Genomic DNA, 20,989 nt, shown 5'->3' on the forward strand with positions numbered 1-20,989 from the left:
GCACCCCGCAGCCCGCACCCGCACGGCAACTCCGGGGCACCTAGCGGGGCGTGACCTCCGGCTCGCCCAGTCGGCCGTCCCGCTTGACCGGGTACTCCCTGATCTCGTTCCTCGTGATCACCGTGATCCGGTTCGACCCGGACCACTCGGCCCGTAGGAAGCCGTCGCCGTCGTCCCAGGTGCCCAGGTTCCAGTGGCGGGCCGTCCAACCGCTGCCGGTCAGCAGCTCCACGCGGTAGACCGGGTCGATGGAGAAGGCCATGTCGGTGATGGTCAGGACGTGCTCGGGGTTGCCCGGATCGGGCTTGCGCTCCATCAACCGGCCGTCGCCGCCGAGGAAGTAGGTGACGGCACCGATCGCCACCGAGACCATGATGAGCGGGGAGAGGATGGCGGCGCAGCCGAGCTGCGCCCACCGCTCTCGGAACTCGAACTGGACCAGCATCGACACCATGAGCATCACCGCTGCCGCCCCGAGCAGCAGCACCGGGTGGTTCAGCCAGCGCTCGACCTCCACCAGCCCGCCCGAGCGGGAGGCTTGGTGGCCCGACAGGTAGGCCAGGAACGCGACCAGCGCCGCCCCCCTGAACCACCACTCGATCCGTCTGTGCCACGCGACCGCTGCCATGTGCTCCCCCTGGGTGAACTTTTGCCCGGACTTTACTACGGGCACACCCTGCGGCCCGGGCGACGGTGGTTCCGTCACCCGGGCCGCGGCCGCCGGCCGTACCCCCGTCACCGCCGGTGGAAGACGCTCCGCGACCAGAAGTAGCCGAGCAGCGTCAGTCCGGCGCACCAGGCGAGGGCGCTCCACCCGCTGGTGCCGATCCCGGTGCCCGTCAGCAGGCCGCGCAGGGTCTCGATGATCGGTGTGAAGGGCTGGTACTCGGCGAACCAGCGCAGCACCGTCGGCATGGAGTCGGGCGGGACGATCGCGCTGCCGATGAAGGGCAGGAAGGTCAGCGGCAGCGGCGTGTTGCTCGCGCTCTCCGGGGTCTTGGACACCAGCCCGATGCCCGCCGATATCCAGGTCAGCGCCAGCGTGACGAACATCAGCAGGCCCGCGGCCGCCAGCCACTCCAGCGGCCCGGCACTCGACCGGAACCCCATCGCGAAGGCCGCGCCGATCACCAGCAGCAGCGCGATCATCGTCTGGACCACGCTGCCGACCACGTGTCCGGCGAGGAACGCCGACCGCGAGATCGACATCGTCCGGAAGCGGTTGACGATGCCCTCCGTCATGTCGACGCAGACGCCGACCGCCGTGGCGACCGAGCCCGCCGTCGCCGTCATCAGGACGATCCCCGGCGTCACGTAGTCGATGTAGCTGCCGCCCCCGATCCCCGCTCCCAGCGCGCCCCCGAAGGCGTAGTTGAAGAGCGCCAGCATCATCACCGGCATCACCACGACCGAGAAGGTCATCGCCGGGTACCGCTGCGCGCGCTTCAGGTTGCGGCGCAGCATGGTCAGCGAGTCGCTGACCGCGTAGCTCGTCGTCGCGCTCATCGCGCGCCCTCCCCGGTGAGCGTGAGGAACACGTCGTCCAGATCGGCCGTCTCCACGACCAGCGACTCGGCCCGTACGGAGGCGTTGTCGAGGGCGTCCAGCACGGCCTTCACCGTGAGGACGGAGTTGTCCCCCGGGATGTCCAGCCGCAGTGCCTCGGTGTCGGCGGCGGCGTAGTCGAACAGTGTGGTGGCGGCCGCCAGTTGGCGGGCGTCGGCGAACTGGAGCCGGATCCGCCCGCCGGGGACGATCCGCTTGAGCTCCTCGGCGGTGCCCTCGGCGACGATCCGCCCGCCGTCCAGGACGGCTATCCGGTCGGCGAGCTGGTCGGCCTCGTCCAGGTACTGGGTGGTGAGGAGGATCGTCACCCCGTGGTCGGCGACCAGTCCGCGGATGATCTCCCACATCGTGCGCCGGCTGCGCGGGTCCAGCCCGGTGGTCGGCTCGTCGAGGAAGATCACCTCCGGGTCGCCGACCAGGGTCATCGCCAGGTCGAGCTTGCGCCGCATGCCGCCGGAGAAGGTGGCGACGGGCTTGCGCGCCGCGTCGGTGAGTTCGAACGCCCGCAGCAGGTCCTCGGCCCGCCTCCGCCCCTCCCGACGGCGGAGGTGGTTGAGGTCGGCCATCAGCATCAGGTTCTCCTCGGCGGTGAGGAGGTTGTCCACGGCCGAGAACTGGCCGGTCACCCCGATCGCCTTCCGCACCCCGTCGGCCTGCCGGGCCACGTCGTGTCCGGCCACCCGGGCGGAGCCGCCGTCGGCCGGGACCAGGGTGGAGAGGATCTGCACGGTGGTGGTCTTGCCGGCGCCGTTGGGCCCGAGCAGCGCGAACACGCTGCCCGCCGGGATGTCCAGGTCGATGCCCTTGAGGACGGCCTTGTCCCCGTAGGACTTGGTCAGCCCGACGGCGGAGATCGCCGCCATCAGGCCCTCCGGATGGTGATGCTGCCGACCTGGGTCTGGCCGCGGACCTCGACGGTCTCCCGGGCCTCGCCCGGGCCCTCGGCCGCACCGAGGGTGTTGCGGACGGCGCCGAACTTGCTGTGCACGTCGAGCCAGGCCGCCGTGCCCTCCGCGATGCCGACCTCCACGTCCCCGACGCCGGACTGCACGGTGACCTTGCCCCGCACCACCCGGCCGATCCGGATGTGGCCGTTCGCCGTCTTGGCGTCCACTCCCGCCCCGGCGTCGCCGACGTGGATCCGGCCGTTGGAGGCGTTGGCCGCCAGCTCGCCGTGCACCTCGTCGATCTCGGTGTCGCCATTGCTGTTCTTGACCGTGAGCCGGCCCTCGACGGTGCCGACCTCGATCCGGCCGGCCCCGAACACCTCGGCGTCGCCGGTGGCCGCGCCGAGCCGGATGTCCCCGTGGTCGGTCTTGAGCCGCACGTTCTCGGCCCGGTCGACCTGGATCCGGCCCATGGAGGCCTTCACCCGGCAGTCGCCGAGCGGGCCCTCGGTGACGAAGTCCGCCATCGGGGACTCGGCGTGCACCTCGGAGCCGGCCGGCAGTTCGACGACGACCTCGATCGAGCCCTTCTTGTTGGAGAACACGGTGCGCTGCTTGGGGCCCTTGATGGTGAGCCGACCGCCGGAGAAGTCGACCTGGGTCAGCCCAGCGGCCTTGATGTCGGCGTCCCTGGCCGCGTTGGCGGGGCGGATCTCGACCGCGGTGTCGGTGCGCTTGCTCGCGCGGATCCACACCGAGCCGATCTCGAACTCCAGGGTCGCGGAGATCGGTCCGTCGGTCTCGTACGTAGGCATGGCTGTCCCGTCCTCTTGGCTCGTGTAGGTGTTCCCGCTGGTCGGAGCGGGGGTGACGTCGAAGGTGCAGGGGTGTGGGTGGTGCGCAGGCGTCAGTGGACCCAGCCGGTGAAGCCCTGGCCGCCGACGCCGCGCGGGGCTCGGGCGCCGGGGTCGGCGACCGGGCGGGCCGGCTGGCGGCCGCCCTCCAGGGCGCCGGCGACGGCCCGGACCAGCCAGGCGTTGAGGGAGACGCCCTCCTGTCCGGCGGCCTCCTCCGCCCGGGCCTTGAGGTTGGCGGGCAGGCGCAGGTTGATCCGGGCGGTGCCGCTCTCGTCCGACTCCGGCACCGCCGGCACCACCGGTGGCACCACGGGCGGCGCCGGTGGCACCGCCGTCGGCGCGTCGCCGTGGAAGCTGTCGGAGCCGGGCGGTGCGGTCACCACGAACTCCGGGTCCAGCCCGCGCAGGCGCACGTCCACCGAGCCCGGCGCGAGGTCGCGGGTGACCTCGCCCATGGCGGCCGAGAGCGCGTTGAGCAGGGTGAGCCGTACGGCCGACTCCAGCGGGAGCGTCAGCCGGTCGGCCAGCGCGCGGGCTTCGTCCCCGCCGGCGGCAGCGGCCACCGCGAGCTCGTTCCGGAGGTTTTCGACGTACGGCGTGAGGTCCATGGCTCAAGCATGGCACAGGGGTGGCGCCATGTCGAGTCACTTGTGGCACCACTTTGGCACCATCGGCCGGAGGGGTGGTGCGGCACCGAACGGGAACCACCCCGCCGAAACGGAACCGCCCCGCCGACCGAGGTCGACGGGGCGGTTCACGACGGGGGCGTCGGCCCCGCGGGGAGGGTCAGCGCTGCCAGCCCGCCAGGTAGGCGTCGATCTCGCCGACCAGCCGGGCCTTGCCGGCCGTGTCCAGGAAGGAGGCCTCGACCGCGTTGCGGGCCAGACCCGCCACCCCGGCCTCGTCCAGGCCCAGCAGCCGCGCCGCCACCGCGTACTCGGTGTTGAGGTCGGTGCCGAACATCGGCGGGTCGTCGCTGTTGACCGTCACCAGCAGGCCCGAGTCCACCATCTGCTTGATCGGGTGCTCCTCGATCCGCTCCACGGCCCGGGTGGCGATGTTGGAGGTCGGGCAGACCTCCAGCGGGATCCGGTGCTCGCCCAGGTAGTCGAGCAGCGCCGGGTCCTTGACCGCCTGGGTGCCGTGCCCGATGCGCTCGGCACCGAGCTCCCGGATGGCGTCCCAGACCGTCTGCGGCCCGGTGGTCTCGCCCGCGTGCGGGACGCTGCGCAGGCCGGACGCCCGCGCCCGGTCGAAGTACGGCTTGAACTGCGGGCGCGGCACGCCGATCTCCGGGCCGCCCAGGCCGAAGCTGACCAGGCCCTCGGGGGCCAGCTCGGTGGCCAGCCGGGCGGTCACCTCGGCCGACTCCAGACCGGCCTCGCCCGGGATGTCGAAGCACCAGCGCAGCACGACGCCGAGCTCCTTCTCGGCGCGCAGCCGGGCGTCCTCGATCGCCTCCATGAAGGCGACGTCGGGGATGCCGCGCTTGACCGAGGAGTACGGGGTGATGGTCAGCTCGGCGTACCGGATGTTCTGGCGCGCCATGTCCTCGGCCACGCCGTAGGTGAGCGCCCGGACGTCCTCGGCGTCGCGGACCAGGTCCACCACGCTCAGGTACACGTCGATGAAGTGCGCGAAGTCGGTGAAGGTGAAGTACTCGGCGAGCGCCGCCGGGTCGGTCGGCACCTTGGACTGGCCGGCGTGCCGGGCGGCCAGTTCGGCGACGACGCGCGGCGAGGCCGAGCCGACGTGGTGGACGTGCAGTTCCGCCTTGGGCATCCCGGCGATGAACGCCTCGATGCCGCTGCTGCTACCGGTGTTCCCGGTGGGGTTTCCGATCCGACTTCCGTCCGGCTGGACCACGGCGGTGCCCTTCTTCCTTCTCCGCGCCTCTACGCGCGTTCCGACTGTGCTGGCAAGCATAGGCCGACTCCCGGCTCATCCTCCGAGCGCGACCGTCACGGTGTGGATCAGCAGCCCGGCCAGGGCGCCGACCACGGTGCCGTTGATCCGGATGAACTGCAGGTCGCGGCCGACGTTGGCCTCGATCTTGCGGGAGGCCTCGTCGGCGTCCCAGCCCGCCACCGTCTCCGAGATCAGCGAGGTGATCTCGGCCCGGTAGGTGTCGACCAGGTACTGCGCGGCGTCCTGCACCCAGCCGTCCACCTTGGCCTGCAGCTTGGGCTCGGTGGCCAGGCGCTCGCCGAAGCGGCGCACACGCTCGCGGATGCGCCGGCGCAGCTCGCTGTCCTCGTCCTCGGCCGCGCCCATCACCAGGCCGCGCACGGCCGCCCAGGTGGAGTTGATCAGCTCCTGCACCTCGGGGCGGGCCAGCAGCTCGCCCTTGGCCCGCTCGACCCGGGCGATGGTCTCCGGGTCGGTCTGCAGCTCGGCCGCGAAGTCGACGAGGAAGTTGTCGATCGCGCCGCGGGCCGGGTGGTCGGGGTCGTCCCGGATGTCGGTGACGAAGCGCAGCAGCTCCTTGTAGACCCGCTCGCCGACCTGGTGGTCGATGAACCTGGGCGTCCAGCCCGGCGTCTTCTGGGTGACCTTCTGCACCACTTCCTCGTGGTTGGCGGTGAGCCAGTCGTGCGCCCGGACCGCCACCAGGTCCACCACGCCGTGGTGCCCGCCGTCGGCGACCACCTTGCCGAGCATCCGGCCCATCGGCTCGGCCACCGAGGTCGCGGCCGCCCGCCGGGTCACCGCCTCGGCGACGACCGCCCGCACGTCGTCGTCGCGGAGCACCGCGAGCAGGCCGCGCAGCGCCGCCGAGGCCTCCTTGGTGACCCGCTCGGCACTGCCCGGCGCGGCCAGCCACTCCCCCAGCCGGCGGCCGATGCCGAGCGCCGCGAGTCGCCCGCGCACCACCTGGCCGGAGAGGAAGTTCTCGCCGACGAAGTCGCCCAGCGAGCGGCCGAAGGCGTCCTTCTTGGTCGGGATGATCGCGGTGTGCGGGATCGGCAGGCCGAAGGGGCGGCGGAACAGCGCGGTCACCGCGAACCAGTCGGCCAGCGCGCCCACCATGCCCGCTTCCGCGGCGGCCGCCACGTAGCCGGCCCAGGAACCGGCACCGGCCGCATCGGCCCAGGTGGAGAGGGCGAAGACCAGGGTCGCGAAGGCCAGCAGGCCGGTCGCGATGGTCTTCATCCGGCGGACGCCGCGTCTCTTCTGCTCGTCGGCCGCGGTGAACCGGAACCCGGGGCCGGTCCCGCGGAAGGCATCGTCACTCACCCCGCCAGTCTGCCCGGTACCCGGCGCGTACGGGGGCGTCCCCCGCGATCACGCGCCCCGGGACCGCTCCCGGCCGCCGTGCGGGCGGCACGGCGGCCGGGAGGCGCGGGCGGCGCGCCGCTCAGCCGATCGCCACCTCGGCGTACATCCGGGCGATCACGTCCTCGATGGCCGGCTCACGCACCGACAGGTCCACCAGCGGGTACCGCTCCGCGACCGCCGCCACGATCGGCGCGGCGCTCTGCTGCGCCGGGAAGGCCAGCCACTGGCGGGGCCCCTCGACCTTGACCACCCGCGCCCCGGCCACCTCGATCGGGGCCCGGGACTCGGCGAGGTCCACCACCAGCGTCCGCTCGCTGCGCCCGGTGGTGTGCAGACCCTCCAGCCCGCCGTCGTACACCACCCGGCCGTGGTCGATCACCATGACCCGGCCGCAGAGCTGCTCGATGTCGGTCAGGTCGTGGGTGGTGAGCAGCACGGTGGTGCCCCGGTCGCGGTTGACCTCGCGCAGGAACTCGCGCACCTTGCCCTTGCTGACCACGTCCAGGCCGATGGTCGGCTCGTCCAGGTAGAGCACCTGAGGGTCGTGCAGCAGCGCGGCCGCGAGGTCGCCGCGCATCCGCTGGCCGAGCGAGAGCTGGCGCACGGGGGTGTCCAGCAGGCCCGCCAGGTCGAGCAGTTCGACGCAGCGGTCGAGGTTCTCGCGGTACCGCGTGTCGGGGATGCGGTAGATCCGGCGGGCGAGTTCGAAGGAGTCGCGCAGCGGGAGGTCCCACCAGAGGGTGGTGCGCTGCCCGAAGACGACGCCGATCCGACGGGCCAGCGCGACGCGTTCGCGGGCCGGGTCGACCCCGGCCACGCGCAGCCGCCCCGAGCTGGGGACGAGGATGCCGGTGAGCATCTTGATGGTGGTGGACTTGCCGGCCCCGTTGGGCCCGATGTAGCCGACGCACTCGCCGGCGTCGACGGTGAAGCTGAGCCCGTCCACCGCGCGCACCTCGCGCTTGGTGCGGCTGAACCGGCCGGCGCGGGCCCGTACGGTGAAGCTGCGCCGGACGTCCTGGAGTTCGATCAGTGCCATGGAAGCTCCTCGAAGGCGACGGGGGTTTCAGCTGCCGGTGCCGCGGTAGGCGCGCAGCCCGGCGCGCCAGGCGAGCCCGGCGGCGGCGACGCAGACCGCGGCGGCGACCGGGGAGGCGTACTGGAAGGCGGTGGGCAGGCCGAGCGGATCGGGCCGGCCGAGGATGCGCAGGGCCGGCAGCCAGTTGACGAAGGCCAGCGGCACGCCGAAGACCACTCCGGCGACCAGTTCCTTGGCGAAGATGGTCGGCGGGTAGTGGAGCAGTGTCGCCCCGCCGTAGGTGAAGGAGTTCTGGATCTCCTTGGACTCGCCCCACCAGAACTGGACGGTGGCGCCGCCGATGTAGATCGCGCCGAAGATGACGCTGCCGCAGACCAGCAGGACGGGCACCAGCAGCACCCGGTCCCAGGTCCAGTGCACGTCCAGGGCGGCCAGCGACCAGACGAGCACCGCCGCGGCCTGCAGCGGCCGGCCGAGCCGGCGCAGCGAGAAGCGTTCGGCGCACAGCTGGGAGAGCGCGGGCGCGGGGCGGATCAGCATGGTGTCCAGCGTGCCGTTGACGATCCGTACGCCGAGGCCGTCGGCCGAGCCGACCAGCAGGTTGGCGATGCCGAGGGAGAAGGTCGCGGTGGCGTAGAGGAAGGCGATCTCCGGCAGGGTCCAGCCGCCGAGCCGGTCGGTGTGCCGGAACATGATCACCAGCACGACGAAGTCGAGGGAGTGGGTGACCAGGCTCGCCAGCAGGTTCAGTGCGAACGAGGCCCGGTAGGCCATCATCGAGCGCATCCACATCCGCGCGCACAGCCACCAGGAGCGGACCGCCCAGGCGGTGCGGGGGACGAGGCGCTCCCGTACGGGCGGCGGCCCGGCCGCGCGGTGTCCGTCCGGGCGGTGTCCGTCCGGGCGGGGCCCGGCCACGAGGTGCTCAGCCACCCTGCACCACCACCCGGCGGGTCGCGAGCCACTGTGCGCCCCGCCCGGCGGCGAGCAGCGCGGCCGCCCAGGCGAGCTGGAAGCCGAACGCGCCGAGCAGCCCGCCGCCGCTCGCGCGTTCCAGGAAGACGTCCGTCGGCACCTTGATCAGCGCCGCCCAGGGCAGCACCGCGCCGAGGTCGCCGAGCAGGCCGGGGAACAGCGTGATGGGCAGCAGCATCCCGGAGAAGAACATCGAGACCACCAGCATCACCGCGCGCACGCCCTCGGAGTCGTGCAGCCAGAAACCGGTGATCGAGACCAGGAAGCGCAGCCCGAAGCTGACCACCACCGCGAGCAGCACCGAGAGCAGGAAGAACGCCCAGGTCAGCGGGTGTTCGGGCATCCGGGTGCGGAACACCAGGGCGCCCACGAGCAGCGGCACGGTGCCGCGGACCAGCAGTTGGAAGGCGGCCCGGCCGAGGTCGCCGGCCAGCCACCAGCCCTGGAAGTCGACGGGGCGGTAGAGGTCGACGGCGATGTCCCCGCTGCGGAAGCGGTCCTGGAGGTCGTCCTGGAAGCCGCCGCCCCACACGGCGACGGTGACCAGCAGACCCTGGCTGACCCAGATGTAGGTGACGGCCTGGCTCTGGTCGTAGCCGCCGAGGTGGGGGCGGGCCTGCCAGAGGGCGAGGAAGGAGGAGGCGAGGATGATGCCGAAGACGGTGTTGGTGAAGGTGCCGGCCAGGGTGGCGGCCCGGTAGGTGGAGTAGCGGCGGAAGGCGCCGCGGGCGACGGCCGCGTACAGCCCGAGGGAGGCGGCGAGGGCCGCCCCGGGATCGGGGGGCCGCGCCTCGGCGGGGGCAGCGTTCAGCATATTGTCTCCTTGTCGACAAATACGGGCACAGGAGTGCCCGCACGCGTCCGCACACACCCCAGCAGCTCCGACCGGCCGAACCCGGGGGTACCGGGCCGGACAAGCGGAGCTGACGAAGTGGGCGCGCTATGAAGTTCGCATCTTTCACCGTACCTCCGGGCACCCACGCCCGCACCCGGTTTTCCGCCACTCGCAACGGCACTCACCACGGCACCCGCAACAGCCCACGTCAGCCGCCCACACACCGCTGATCCGACGTCAAATAGCACATAATCACGGCATGACCTTGAGCACCCGACGCCAGGCCAAACGGGCCGCCCGCCGCGAGGCCCGCCGCGCCCTCCCGCTCTGGCGCCGGCTCCTGCCCACCTGGCGCATCACCCTCGGCACGCTCACCGCACTGTTCCTGCTCGCCGTCGGCAGCTTCGCCGTGCTCTACGTCATCGTCCCCGTACCCGACCCCAACGCCCACGCCGTCGCCCAGAACAACATCTACCTCTACGCCGACGGCACCACCGAGATCGCCCGCACCGGTGCCGTCAACCGCACCGACGTCACCATCGACCAGATCCCGCTGCACACCCAGCAAGCCGCCGTCTCCGCCGAGGACCGGACCTTCTACCAGAACCGCGGCATCGACCTGAAAGGCATGATCCGGGCCGGCTGGAACACCCTCACCGGCAAGGGCATGCAAGGCGGCTCCACCATCACCCAGCAGTACGTCAAGAACTACTACCTGACCCAGAACCAGACCATCGAACGCAAGGGCCGCGAACTCCTCATCGCCCTCAAGGTCGACCAACAGCGCGACAAGAAGGACATCCTCGCCGGATACCTCAACAGCAGCTACTACGGCCGCGGCGCCTACGGCATCCAGAGCGCCGCCCACGCCTACTACGGCGTCGACGTCTCCGGCCTCACCCTCACCCAGAGCGCCTACCTCGCCTCCCTCCTCCAGGCCCCCAGCCTCTACGACGTCAAGACCGCCACCCCCGCGAACCGCGAAAAAGCCGTCGCCCGCTGGAACTACACTCTCGACGGCATGGTCCAACTCGGCTTCCTCACCACCGCCGACCGCACCGCCGCCACCTTCCCCGACCCGATCGACCCCCAACCCACCACCGGACTCTCCGGCCAGGCCGGCTACCTCGTCGGCGTCGCCGACGACTACCTGATCTCCTCCGGCACCATCGACGCCGCCACCCTCAAGGCCGGCGGCTGGCGCATCACCACCACCTTCGACAAACCCCGACAGGACGCCTTCACCAAAGCCGTCCAGGACGAACTCGCCGGCGACCTCGACCCCGGATCCCGCCCCACCACCGACACCGACGTCCGCGTCTCCGGCGCCTCCGTCGAACCCGCCACCGGCCGCGTCGTCGCCGTCTACGGCGGCCCCGACTACGCCAAACAGCCCTACAACGACGCCCTCCGCCAGGACAACCAGATCGGCTCCACCTTCAAACCGATCGACCTCGCCGCCGGCCTCCTCGCCCAACACACCCTCGACGGACGCCCGATCACCACCGAGTCCCACTACGACGGCACCAGCGAACGCCCCGTCACCGGCGGCCCCACCCCGTACGCACCACCCAACGAGGACGACACCGACTACGGCAACATCACCCTGCGCTACGCCATGGTGAAGTCCGTCAACTCCGTGTACGCACAGGAAGGCGTCGACGCCGGACTCGCCCGCGTCCGGGACACCGCCGTCAAACTCGGCATCCCCGACAGCGTCCGCGGCATGGACCCGGCCAACACCTCGATGACCCTCGGCACCGCCACCCCCAGCGCCCTCGACCTGGCCGGCACCTACGCCACCCTCGCCAACCACGGCCAGGCACACACCCCGTGGTCCGTCCTCAAACTCGAACGCGTCGCCCCCGGCGGCGCCATCGACGTCCCCAAGATGCCCGAACACAACCCCACCGACGCCGTCGAACGCACCGTCGCCGACTCCGTCACCGACGTCCTGCGCGACGTCGTCAGCCCCCGCGGCACCGGCGCCGCCGCCCTCGACCTCGGCCGCCCCGCCGCCGGCAAGACCGGCACCACCGACTCCAACCTCTCCGCCTGGTTCGCCGGCTACACCCCCGAACTCACCACCACCGTCGGCCTGTTCCGCGAGAACCCGAAAACCCACGCCAAGGAACCACTCGCCGGCACCGCCGGACTCACCCGGATCAACGGCGGCACCATCCCCACCAAGATCTGGACCGCCTACATGACCGCCGCCCTCGACGGCACCCCCACCCAACAGTTCGACCTACAAAGCGGACACGACACCCCCGGCACCGACACCTGGCCCACCACCACCGGCAGCACACCCCCGAACACCGGCGCCACCCCGCACCCCGGCCCCGCAGCACCCAGCGCCACCATCCCCGGACTCATCACCACCATCCCCACCCACGCCCCCAGCGCACCCCCCGCCGCCACCGGCAACCCCGCACCCGGCCCGACCGCGCCCAGCCCGCCGGCCCCCCAGCCCACCACCACCCACGAACAACCCAGCCCCACCACCAGGCCCACCCAGACCCCACCGCCCAAGCCCACCGACCCACCCACCGCCACCGGCGGACCCGCCACCCACCCCGCGGCGACACCCACCCCGTGAACCCGGCGGACTACCGCCCCGCCACCAACTCCCGCTCCACCGGCGTCCGGAACCGCGGCGTCACCCGCACCTCCCCCAACCAGCCCGCCAACCGCTCCGCCTCCGCCGCGACCGCCCGCTCCGCCTCAACCCCGACATCCCGGAACAACCGCCACACCAGCTCACCGCCCGCCCGCTGCGCCCAGCCGCCCACCACCTCGCCGCACCACCACACCGTCGGCCCGGCGTTCCCCGCCCGGTCGAACAGCGACGGCACGTCCTCCGGCCGCAGGTACCAGTCCCGTCCCCGCCAACCCATCACCGCCGGGTCCAGCGCGGGCAACAGCGCCGCCCACGGCTCCGGCTGCGCCACCGGAGCGTCATCGCCCGGCAGCACCAGCCCGGCCGCACCGCCCGCCAGCTCCACGTCCCGCGCACCGACGTCCGCCAGCGCCTTGCGGACGTCCCCCAACGTCCAGCCCGTCCACCACTTCACGTCCTCGACCGTCGCCGGACCGTACGCCGCCAGCCAGCGGCGCACCACCTCCGCCTTCGCCTCCCGCACCGCCACGTCCGGCCACTGCGGCACCAGCGCCCACGGATAGCTGCTGCTCAACCACGAACCGCGCGGACGGCAGCGGCGCACGTGCCCGTCCGAGGCCAGCAACCGCAGCAGCCGGCTGCCCACGCTCTGCTTCGCCTCGTACGCCTTGCCCGCCGACATCAGCATCGTCTCGCGCAACTGCGGCACGTCCTCGCCGAGTTCCTTCGTCGTCGCCTCACCCCGCGCCGCGAGCGCGGCCAGCACCTCGCGCTCCGTCACCGCCAGCCGCGCCTCGTCCCAGCCCTCCGCGTGGTCCCGCAGGTGCTTCAGCAGTGTCGCCCGCTCCTTCGCCGCGATCGCCCGCGCCGCCGCCGAACTCACGTACGGGGCGAAGCCCTCCGTCACCGCGAAGATCGTCCGCCGCATCGACAGCAGCTTCACCAGCGAGACGTCCTCGTACAGCGCCCGGTCCACCTCCGCCGCCGAAGGCTCGACCAGCCGCGCGCACGCCGACAGGTACACCGTGGCCGCGTCCGTCGCGTGCAACCCGACCACCGCGTCGGCCACGTCCTCCACCCGCGCCACCCGCACCGAGGGCGCCAACAACTGCCGCCGGCCCAACCGGGCCCGACGCTCCCCGTCACCCATCACCGGCACACGCCTCGTCATGCCGGGACCCTAACGCCTCCCACCGACACAACCGGTCCGGCGCTCCCGGCCGCCGGCCCCGCCGCCACCTCCGCCGCCGGCTCCGCGAACCCCGCGAGCAACGGCGCCGTCCGCCCGTGCCACCCACGCCGGACAGACCCGGTGAGTCACGGCCGGTCGGCCGAAGCCCCTCGCACCGGGACGGCGGGCGCCCAGCGGGCCGGCCGGAACCGGTCCACGACCGTCCACGGGTGGAGACCGGTCACGGGTGGAGACCGATCACAGGTACAGCCCGATCACAGGTACAGCCCGGTCGAACCCTCGGTGTCACCGAACCGCGCGGCCGCGACCGCGTGCAGGTCGCGCTCGCGCAGCAGCACGTAGGTCGCGCCGCGGACCTCGACCTCCAGCTTGTCCTCGGGGTCGTACAGCACCCGGTCGCCCGGCTCCACCGCGCGCACGCTCTGGCCCACCGCGACCGCCTCGGCCCAGGTGCAGCGCTTGGACAGCTCCGCCGTCGCCGGGATCAGGATGCCGCCGGTCGAGCGGCGCTCGCCCTCGGCTCCCTCGATGCGCACCAGCACGCGGTCGTGCAGCATCCGGATCGGCAGCTTCTCGCCCAGCCGGTCGTGCCGGGCGGCCTCGTGCCGGTGGTCGGAGTGGGTCTCGTCGTTCGTGCTCACGATCCCGAAGGTACCGCCCCCGGGCGCGGAGCGTGACGCTGGCCCGGCACACGGAAGGCCGGGCGCGCACCGCGCCCGGCCTCCACCCGCGTTCCGCGGTCCGCGTCAGCCCTTGCGGCGCTTGCGCGACGAGGCCACCAGCAGCACCAGGCCCACCCCGACCAGCGCCGCCGGAACGATCCGCTCCCGGCGCGGCTGGCCCTTCTCGTCCACGAACTGCGCCTTGACCTTGTCCACCATGCCGCTGGCGGCCACGTACGCCCGGCCGGCCCGCTCCTCGACGGCGGCCGCCGCCTTGGCCTTGACCTGCGCGGAGATCGTGCTCGGGTGAACGCGCACGGCCAGCTCGTCCAGGGTCGTCGCCAGCCGGTCGCGGGCGCTCGCGATGTCCGCCTCGATCTGGGCGGTCGTCCGCGCCGACTTGTCCTGCGTGCTCGCCTCGCCCACTCGGGCCACCCCATTCACTTGCCGATGTCGATCCGTGCGATCGGTTGCGCTCTGTGCGACTGACCCAGTGTGTCAGCTGCCGCGCACGGTCGCGCGGCCCCACCCACCATCGGGGGTAAGTTTGCCGTGGTACGACCGCCCGCCCCAGCAGCACGCACCAGGAGAGTCCACCCATGACTGAGCGTCTCCAGCCCGGCGACACCGCGCCCGCCTTCAGCCTGTCCGACGCCGACGGCAACCAGGTCTCCCTCGCCGACCACGCGGGCCGCAAGGTCGTCGTCTACTTCTACCCCAAGGCGCTCACGCCGGGATGCACCAAGCAGGCCTGCGACTTCACCGACAACCTGGAGGTCTTCGCGGGCGCCGGCTACGACGTCATCGGCATCTCACCGGACCAGCCGGAGAAGCTCGGCAAGTTCCGTGAGACCGAGAACCTCAAGGTCACCCTGCTCTCCGACCCGGACAACAAGGTCCTGGAGGCGTACGGCGCCTACGGCGAGAAGCAGAACTACGGCCGCACCTACCAGGGCGTGATCCGCTCCACGGTCATCGTCGACGAGCAGGGCAAGGTCGAGCGCGCGCTCTACAACGTCAAGGCCACCGGCCACGTCGCCAAGCTGCTGCGCGACCTCAAGATCGAGGCCTGAACCGGCCGGCCGGGAACGCCCGGCAGGCCCGGAACGCAGCGGTGGCGGCACACCCCCCGACCGGGTGCACCGCCACCGCCGTCCCTCACCTCGGCGGACCGCTGTCGGCTCAGCAGGTCCCGAGGTCGCTCCAGACTCCCCACGCACCGCTCGCCGCGGGGTCGTCGCCCTTGGTCCACCACTTGTTCTGGTAGTAGTGGCCCTTCCAGGACACCTTGGTGGGCGTCGCGTAGGTGGTGCCCGCGTCCCAGCCCGGCGCACCCGCGCAACCGGCCGGCGGCGTCGTCGGCGGGGTGGTGGGAGGTGTGGTGGGCGGGGTGGTCGGCGGCGTCGTGGGAGGCGTCGTCGGCGGGGTGGTCGGCGGGGTCGTGGGAGGCGTCGTCGGCGGGGTCGTGCCGCCGTCCGTCGTACCGCGGGTCAGGTCACCCTTGATCCCGTACAGCGTGCCGCCCACGTTGACCGTCCAGTTCGACGGCGTGGACACCGGCAGGTAGTAGACGAAGTCCATGTCCACCGACGCGCCCGGCGCGAGCGACTGCCAGCCCGGCAGCTTGACCGACACCCGGTTGTAGGTGCCCTTCAGCCCGCCCACGTTGCCCGGGCCCGGGTTGTCCTGCCTGATCACCTGCAGCCCGAAGCCGGACTGGTCCTTGGCGTTGCCCGGGGCCGAGTTGGCGTAGTCGAACTGGAACTCGGTGCCGCCCGGCAGGGTCAGCGTCGAGTTGTTGACGATGTGCAGCTTCGGGTTGATCGGGTAGTTCGAGTCGCCCAGCGCGAAGTTGGTGAACGACACGTCGACCGGCAGGGTCTGCTGCGGCAGCGCGACCGTCGAACGGGTCGCACCGTACGGGGCCGCCGACTTGAACTTGTCGTACATCAGCGACGTCAGCGTCGAACCGGGCACGTACTCGCCCTTGCCGCCGTTCGCGGTGGCGTCCCACCGGTAGTCGCCCGCGAGCTCCCAGATCATCGCGCCGCCCGCGCCCTGGTTGACGATGTAGTCCGCCTTGGCGCCCACCGACTGCTCGTCCTCGGTGGAGAGGAACACCTTCTTGGTGTCGTTCCACAGCCACGGCGCCACCAGCGAGGAGCTGTAGTTGCGGGCGTAGGTGCCCTGCAGCGCGGTGTCCGTCACGCCGTACTTGGCGAGGTAGTCGGGCAGGATGCCCTTCTCCAGGTTCTTGGCGTGCCACATCGGGTTCGACCCGGCCGGGGACTCCTTGCCCGCGTCGTCCTTGTCGTTCCAGATGTTGTCGATGCCGACCGCGCCGTCACCGCACGAGGTCAGACCGGAGCCGACCGGGCAGGTGGTCGCGGACGCCGTGCCCCAGAGGCCGTTGGTGCCGCCCTGGACGTTCTTGAAACCGCGGGTGTAGTACGGCAGGCCGACGTTGATCCGCCCGCCGGGCATCGCCCCGCGGAAGTAGTGGTACGACCAGTCGGCGTTCAGGTAGCCGATCCCGCCGTACTGCCCGGTGCCGTAGACGTTGGCCGCCGCCAGCTCGCCGTCCTTGCCGTCGTCGAACAGCGAGGCGTTCGGCCCGACGTACTTGTTCCAGGCGCCGTGCAGGTCGTACGACATGATGTTGACGTAGTCCAGGTACTGCGCCACCTGGAACGTCTCCATGCCGCGCAGCAGGTAGCCGGACGACGGCGCCGCGACCGACAGCAGGTAGTGCTTCCCGTCGGCGGCACCGGCCTTGTCCAGGCTCTCCCGCAGCGTCTTCATCAGCGCCGCGTAGCCCTTGGCGAGCGAACCGCGCTTGGAGTTGGCGAGCTGCCAGTCCAGCGGGTTGCCGGCGTCCTTCATCGAGGTCGGGTACTCGTAGTCGACGTCGACGCCGTTGAAGCCGTACCTGCGGATGAAGTCGACGGACGACGCGGCGAAGGTGTCGATGCCCGCCTGGTTGACGCTGCCGTCCGGGTTGACGGTCATCGAGTAGAAGCCGCCGGAGTCCACCCGCTTGCCGTCGTCCCCGAAGTAGCCGCCCGTCTCGGTCCAACCGCCCACCGAGATCAGGGTCTTGACGTTCGGGTACTGCTTCTTGAACTTCGCCAGCAGGTTGAAGTGGCCCTTGTACGGCAGCGTCGGGTCCAGCTCGGCACCGGGCACGCCCGGGAAGGAGATCCCGGTGGCCTCGTTCGTCGGGCCGTCCGTGCCGACCGACAGCTTGTTGTCGCCGCCGACGTGCCCGAAGGCGTAGTTGAGGTGGGTGACCTTGTCCCAGGGGACGTCGCTCACCAGGTACGGCTGGTCGCCGTTCTTGCCGGTGCGCCAACCGGTGAAGTACCCGATGATGCGGCGCTGGTGGTCCGCACCCATCTTCTCGCGCCCGCCGGTGTCGTAGACGGAGCAGTACGGGACGTCCACCCCGGGGGTCCGGTACAGCCCGTCCGGCCGACAGGCCGCGTTGTCGACGGCCGCCGACGCCTGCGAGGGCGCCGCACCCAGCGTCGCCATCAGCAGCCCGGCCAGGGACGCCGCGGCCAAGGAGGCCACGCCCGCCCGGCGCACCGGACTCTTGTGACGGCGGGTGGCGGCGGTGGGACGCCGCTCCGCCGTGCTTCGGATCAACACTCGGTCCTCCAGGAGAGAGTGTCGGCGCGTGCCTGTGGGGGAGCACGCACGTGGGGGATTGCAATTGGCGCAGAAGCTATGTGGTCTGAACCACATAGGTCAATAGGTCTGTACCAATTGGTAATCAGCAGTCAAACATCACAGGTCGGAGCCCCCGACAACCGGTCAGCCGATGGCCGAAACCCGCCCCACCCGTAACCGAACCGCCCGCCGCTCGTTCACACGCACGGGAAGAAGGGGTCCACCAGCTCGAAGGGGACTCCCATGCCGGTCAAGTACACCCGCGAACTGCTCGCCTCGCTCGCCGCGGAGTCCAGCAGCGTCAACGAGATGATGCGCAGACTCGGCGTGCCGATGGCGGGCGGCACGCACAGCTACCTGAGCAAGAGACTCCGGCACTACGGCATCGACACCTCGCACTTCAACGGTGGCCGACCCGACTACGGTCGCCGACGCTACCCGCGGGAGCTCTTGGCCGAAGCCGCAGCGCACAGCGACAGCATCAACGGCGTCATGGCTCATCTGGGTGTCACGCCCTACGACAGCCTCTACTCGTACCTGAAGAAGCGGCTGGCCGACCTCGGCATCGACACCTCGCACTTCACGTTCCGAAACGACGGCCGCCACAGGGCCGCGTCCATTCCCGAAGACGCGCTGACCGTCGCCGTAGCCGGTCATCGGAGCATCCGCGGCGTGATCCTCGCCCTCGGAATGAAGGACTGCGGCAACTCCCGGACGCTGATACGGGAAGCCATCGACCTCCACCGGCTCGACACCAGCCACTTCACCGGACGGGCGCACAACAAGGGGCGGAAGACCGGGCCCAGGCGCACGGCCGAGGAACTTCTGGTGCGACGCGCACCGGGGAGCCAGCGGGTGCCGGGCGAAAGGCTTCGCGCCATGCTCGTCCACATCGGTCACCCCGACGTCTGCGAGTCGTGCGGCACCCCTCCGCTCTGGTGCGGCAAGCCGATGACCTTGGAGGTCGACCACATCAACGGCGACTGGCTCGACAACCGACGCGAGAACCTCCGCTTGCTCTGCCCCAACTGCCACTCCATCACACCGACCTACTGCGGCCGGAACAGGAGCCGCTTGCCGTTCGAGAAGGACACCGCCGCCTGACCCGGACCCCGACGGCGAACCGGCTCCGATACAAGCCGCCAACCGGTAGGCTTGTCCCGGCGCGCGCCCGTACTCCAGCTGGCTAGAGAGGTGCGGTTTAGGTCCGCAGTGTCGTGGGTTCGAGTCCCACCGGGCGTACCGAGTGAAATGGCCCGCCACCCTTCGAATCGAAGGGTGGCGGGCCATCGTCGTTCCTGCCGGCCGTCAGCCGACGAGGTCCTTGACCACCGGTGCCAGGGCCCTGAAGGCCTGGCCGCGGTGGCTGATGGCGTTCTTCTCGTCCGCGGTGAGCTCCGCGCAGGTGCGGGTCTCGCCGAGGGGCTGGAGGATCGGGTCGTAGCCGAAGCCGCCGTCGCCGGCCGGGGTGGTGCGGAGGGTGCCGAGGAGGCGGCCCTCGACGACGCGCTCGGTGCCGTCGGGGAGGGCGAGGGCGGCGGCGCAGAAGAAGTGGGCGCCGCGGTTCGGCTCGGCGATGTCGGAGAGCTGGGCGAGCAGCAGGTCGAGGTTGGCGCGGTCGTCGCCGTGCTTGCCGGCCCAGCGGGCGGAGAAGATCCCGGGTGCGCCGTTCAGCACGTCGACGCAGAGGCCGGAGTCGTCGGCGACGGCGGGCAGGCCGGTGGCGCGGGCCAGGGCGTGGGCCTTGAGCAGGGCGTTCTCGGCGAAGGTGACGCCGGTTTCGGGGACGTCCGGGATCTCGGGGTAGGCGTCGGCGCCGACGAGTTCGACGTCGAGGCCGGCGTCGCCGAGGATGGCGCGCAGCTCGGCGACCTTGTGCTGGTTGCGGGTGGCGAGGATCAGACGGGTGGACATATCGCCCACCCTACCGAGCGCCGGTGGTCCGTCAGCCGGTGCACGCCTTGGTGAGGTTGCCGGCGGCGTCGCCGAGCGGCTTGAGGTCGGGGACCTGGTTCTTGTCGGCGGCCTGCTGCACGTTGTCGGCCTGCTTCTGCAGGTCCGTCACGGCCTTGGCGACGTCGGTGTTCTTCGAGTTCTTGCCGACCTGGTCGAGGTCGGTCTTGAGCTTCTGCAGCGCCTTCCCGGCGGCGGCCGAGTCGTTGCTGGCGTTGTCGTAGGCCTTGGTGACGTCGGCGATGTCGCCGGTGATCCGTACGGCGGTGCTGCCGCAGTCGATCGCCTTCTGTGCGGCGGAGCAGCTCACCATGGAGAGCGGGAGGATCGCGATGAGTCCGGCCACGGCGAGGGCGGCGGGGCGGGCGATGCTGGACGGCATCCGGTCCTCCTGTGGGGCGCGGGTTCCGTGGTGGGGACGCGCGCCGGGGGGTGCGCGGTTCCCGCAGCGGGGGTGCTGCGGGAACCGTACGGGCTCGGGGCCCGGCGTGTACAGCAGGCTGTCCGGTGGGCCGTGTGGCGGGGTGTCGGTCCCGGGTCGCGGTTGTGGGGCTGCGCCGGTTCGGTCGGCCGACAGCCCCTCAGCCCGCCGGCGCCCGCTCCGCTCGCGCCGCCCGGTCCGCCTGCCCCGGCCTGCCCCGGCGCGTGTCAGCGTGTGTCAGCCGCCGAGGGCCTTGCGCTGGATCTCGTCGAGCTCCGCGCAGCCGAGGCTGCCGAGGTCGAGGAGGCGGTCGAGCAGCTCGCGGTCGAAGGGTGCGCCTTCGGCGGTGCCCTGGACCTCGACGAAGCGGCCGTCGGAGGTGCAGACGATGTTCATGTCGGTCTCGGCGCGCACGTCCTCCTCGTACTGGAGGTCGAGCATCGGGACGCCGTCGATGATGCCGACGCTGACGGCGCTGACGCCGCCGGTGATGGGCTGGCCCTTGGCGCGCAGGAGCTTCTTGTCGCGGGCCCAGGCGACGGCGTCGACGAGGGCGACGTAGGCGCCGGTGATGGCGGCGGTGCGGGTGCCGCCGTCGGCCTGGAGGACGTCGCAGTCGAGGACGATGGTGTTCTCGGCGAGGGCGCGGTGGTCGACGACGGCGCGCAGCGAGCGGCCGATGAGGCGGCTGATCTCGTGGGTGCGGCCGCCGATGCGGCCCTTGACGGCTTCGCGGTCGCCGCGGGTGTTGGTGGCGCGGGGGAGCATGGAGTACTCGGCGGTGACCCAGCCTTCGCCGCTGCCCTTGCGCCAGCGGGGGACGCCTTCGGTGACGCTGGCGGTGCACAGCACCTTGGTGTCGCCGTAGGAGATGAGGACGGAGCCTTCGGCGTGCTTGCTCCAGCCCCGTTCGATGGTGATCGGGCGGAGCTGTTCGGGGGTGCGGCCGTCGATGCGTGACATAGGCACTGAGCGTAGTGGCTCGGGGTGGTGGTTCGGATGCGGCTCGGCCCGGTTGTGGGGGGCTCGCG

Annotated in this window: 20 protein-coding genes and 1 tRNA gene; 4 read left to right on the forward strand and 17 right to left on the reverse strand. The window is 71.6% G+C overall.

Going from position 1 to position 20,989, the window contains the following annotated elements:
* Positions 1 to 40: 40 nt before the first annotated feature.
* The 10 genes from ACIRST_RS27555 to ACIRST_RS27600 all read right to left on the reverse strand — a co-directional run bounded on the left by ACIRST_RS27555 (position 41) and on the right by ACIRST_RS27600 (position 9,417).
* A complete protein-coding gene (locus ACIRST_RS27555) occupies positions 41 to 628 on the reverse strand; it encodes a hypothetical protein (protein WP_402805102.1) in 588 nt (195 codons plus the stop codon).
* Positions 629 to 735: 107 nt separating this feature from the next.
* A complete protein-coding gene (locus ACIRST_RS27560; protein WP_402805104.1) occupies positions 736 to 1,506 on the reverse strand; it encodes an ABC transporter permease in 771 nt (256 codons plus the stop codon).
* Positions 1,503 to 2,429, reverse strand: coding sequence for an ATP-binding cassette domain-containing protein (locus ACIRST_RS27565; RefSeq protein WP_350521845.1), 927 nt, complete (start codon positions 2,427 to 2,429; stop codon positions 1,503 to 1,505). The genes ACIRST_RS27560 and ACIRST_RS27565 overlap by 4 nt, the downstream gene beginning before the upstream one ends.
* The gene (locus ACIRST_RS27570) at positions 2,429 to 3,268 is read right to left on the reverse strand and encodes a DUF4097 family beta strand repeat-containing protein (RefSeq protein WP_350521844.1); all 840 of its coding nucleotides are present in this window, start codon (positions 3,266 to 3,268) and stop codon (positions 2,429 to 2,431) included. Before ACIRST_RS27570 ends, ACIRST_RS27565 begins: the two co-directional genes overlap by 1 nt.
* A gap of 92 nt (positions 3,269 to 3,360) precedes the next feature.
* A complete protein-coding gene (locus tag ACIRST_RS27575) occupies positions 3,361 to 3,918 on the reverse strand; it encodes a YlcI/YnfO family protein (RefSeq protein ID WP_402805107.1) in 558 nt (185 codons plus the stop codon).
* Positions 3,919 to 4,096: 178 nt separating this feature from the next.
* The gene (locus ACIRST_RS27580) at positions 4,097 to 5,236 is read right to left on the reverse strand and encodes an adenosine deaminase (RefSeq protein WP_402805108.1); all 1,140 of its coding nucleotides are present in this window, start codon (positions 5,234 to 5,236) and stop codon (positions 4,097 to 4,099) included.
* A 15-nt stretch (positions 5,237 to 5,251) separates the two neighbouring features.
* A complete protein-coding gene (locus ACIRST_RS27585; protein WP_402805110.1) occupies positions 5,252 to 6,547 on the reverse strand; it encodes a DUF445 domain-containing protein in 1,296 nt (431 codons plus the stop codon).
* Between the two features lie 121 nt (positions 6,548 to 6,668).
* Positions 6,669 to 7,628, reverse strand: a complete 960-nt coding sequence (locus ACIRST_RS27590) for an ATP-binding cassette domain-containing protein (protein WP_396550593.1) — start codon at positions 7,626 to 7,628, stop codon at positions 6,669 to 6,671.
* Between the two features lie 27 nt (positions 7,629 to 7,655).
* Complete coding sequence (locus ACIRST_RS27595) at positions 7,656 to 8,561, reverse strand: ABC transporter permease (protein ID WP_402805112.1); 906 nt, start codon at positions 8,559 to 8,561, stop codon at positions 7,656 to 7,658.
* Positions 8,554 to 9,417, reverse strand: a complete 864-nt coding sequence (locus ACIRST_RS27600) for an ABC transporter permease (protein ID WP_402805114.1) — start codon at positions 9,415 to 9,417, stop codon at positions 8,554 to 8,556. The genes ACIRST_RS27595 and ACIRST_RS27600 overlap by 8 nt, the downstream gene beginning before the upstream one ends.
* A gap of 280 nt (positions 9,418 to 9,697) precedes the next feature.
* On the opposite strand from ACIRST_RS27600, the gene ACIRST_RS27605 reads away from it, so the two are divergent.
* On the forward strand, positions 9,698 to 12,037 hold the full coding sequence (locus tag ACIRST_RS27605; protein ID WP_402805116.1) for a transglycosylase domain-containing protein: 2,340 nt from the start codon (positions 9,698 to 9,700) through the stop codon (positions 12,035 to 12,037).
* A 10-nt stretch (positions 12,038 to 12,047) separates the two neighbouring features.
* On the opposite strand, the gene ACIRST_RS27610 is transcribed toward ACIRST_RS27605, so the two are convergent.
* From ACIRST_RS27610 to ACIRST_RS27620, 3 genes are all read right to left on the reverse strand, one after another.
* Positions 12,048 to 13,229: a winged helix DNA-binding domain-containing protein gene (locus ACIRST_RS27610; RefSeq protein WP_402805118.1), complete on the reverse strand. Its 1,182-nt coding sequence runs from the start codon at positions 13,227 to 13,229 to the stop codon at positions 12,048 to 12,050.
* A 275-nt stretch (positions 13,230 to 13,504) separates the two neighbouring features.
* Complete coding sequence (locus ACIRST_RS27615) at positions 13,505 to 13,807, reverse strand: GroES family chaperonin (RefSeq protein WP_402805227.1); 303 nt, start codon at positions 13,805 to 13,807, stop codon at positions 13,505 to 13,507.
* 189 nt (positions 13,808 to 13,996) lie between these two features.
* Positions 13,997 to 14,338: a DUF3618 domain-containing protein gene (locus ACIRST_RS27620; RefSeq protein WP_350521820.1), complete on the reverse strand. Its 342-nt coding sequence runs from the start codon at positions 14,336 to 14,338 to the stop codon at positions 13,997 to 13,999.
* A gap of 173 nt (positions 14,339 to 14,511) precedes the next feature.
* Here ACIRST_RS27620 and bcp point away from each other — a divergent pair, with 173 nt between their 5' ends.
* A complete protein-coding gene (gene bcp, locus ACIRST_RS27625) occupies positions 14,512 to 14,985 on the forward strand; it encodes a thioredoxin-dependent thiol peroxidase (RefSeq protein WP_350521819.1) in 474 nt (157 codons plus the stop codon).
* 109 nt (positions 14,986 to 15,094) lie between these two features.
* Here the strand turns inward: bcp and ACIRST_RS27630 are convergent, their stop codons facing one another.
* Positions 15,095 to 17,563, reverse strand: coding sequence for a chitinase C-terminal domain-containing protein (locus ACIRST_RS27630; RefSeq protein WP_402805120.1), 2,469 nt, complete (start codon positions 17,561 to 17,563; stop codon positions 15,095 to 15,097).
* Between the two features lie 264 nt (positions 17,564 to 17,827).
* Here ACIRST_RS27630 and ACIRST_RS27635 point away from each other — a divergent pair, with 264 nt between their 5' ends.
* Entirely contained in the window at positions 17,828 to 18,688 is an 861-nt protein-coding gene (locus ACIRST_RS27635) for an HNH endonuclease (RefSeq protein WP_402805122.1), read from the forward strand.
* Positions 18,689 to 18,751: 63 nt separating this feature from the next.
* Positions 18,752 to 18,826, forward strand: a tRNA-Leu gene (locus ACIRST_RS27640).
* Positions 18,827 to 18,892: 66 nt separating this feature from the next.
* Here ACIRST_RS27640 and rdgB read toward each other — a convergent pair.
* From rdgB to rph, 3 genes are all read right to left on the reverse strand, one after another.
* A complete protein-coding gene (gene rdgB / locus ACIRST_RS27645) occupies positions 18,893 to 19,498 on the reverse strand; it encodes an RdgB/HAM1 family non-canonical purine NTP pyrophosphatase (RefSeq protein ID WP_350521817.1) in 606 nt (201 codons plus the stop codon).
* A 31-nt stretch (positions 19,499 to 19,529) separates the two neighbouring features.
* Positions 19,530 to 19,919: a hypothetical protein gene (locus tag ACIRST_RS27650; RefSeq protein WP_402805124.1), complete on the reverse strand. Its 390-nt coding sequence runs from the start codon at positions 19,917 to 19,919 to the stop codon at positions 19,530 to 19,532.
* 276 nt (positions 19,920 to 20,195) lie between these two features.
* Positions 20,196 to 20,921, reverse strand: coding sequence for a ribonuclease PH (rph, locus tag ACIRST_RS27655; protein ID WP_350521815.1), 726 nt, complete (start codon positions 20,919 to 20,921; stop codon positions 20,196 to 20,198).
* Positions 20,922 to 20,989 lie beyond the last annotated feature (68 nt).

Source organism: Kitasatospora sp. NPDC101447 (assembly GCF_044767225.1).
GTDB lineage: Bacteria > Actinomycetota > Actinomycetes > Streptomycetales > Streptomycetaceae > Kitasatospora.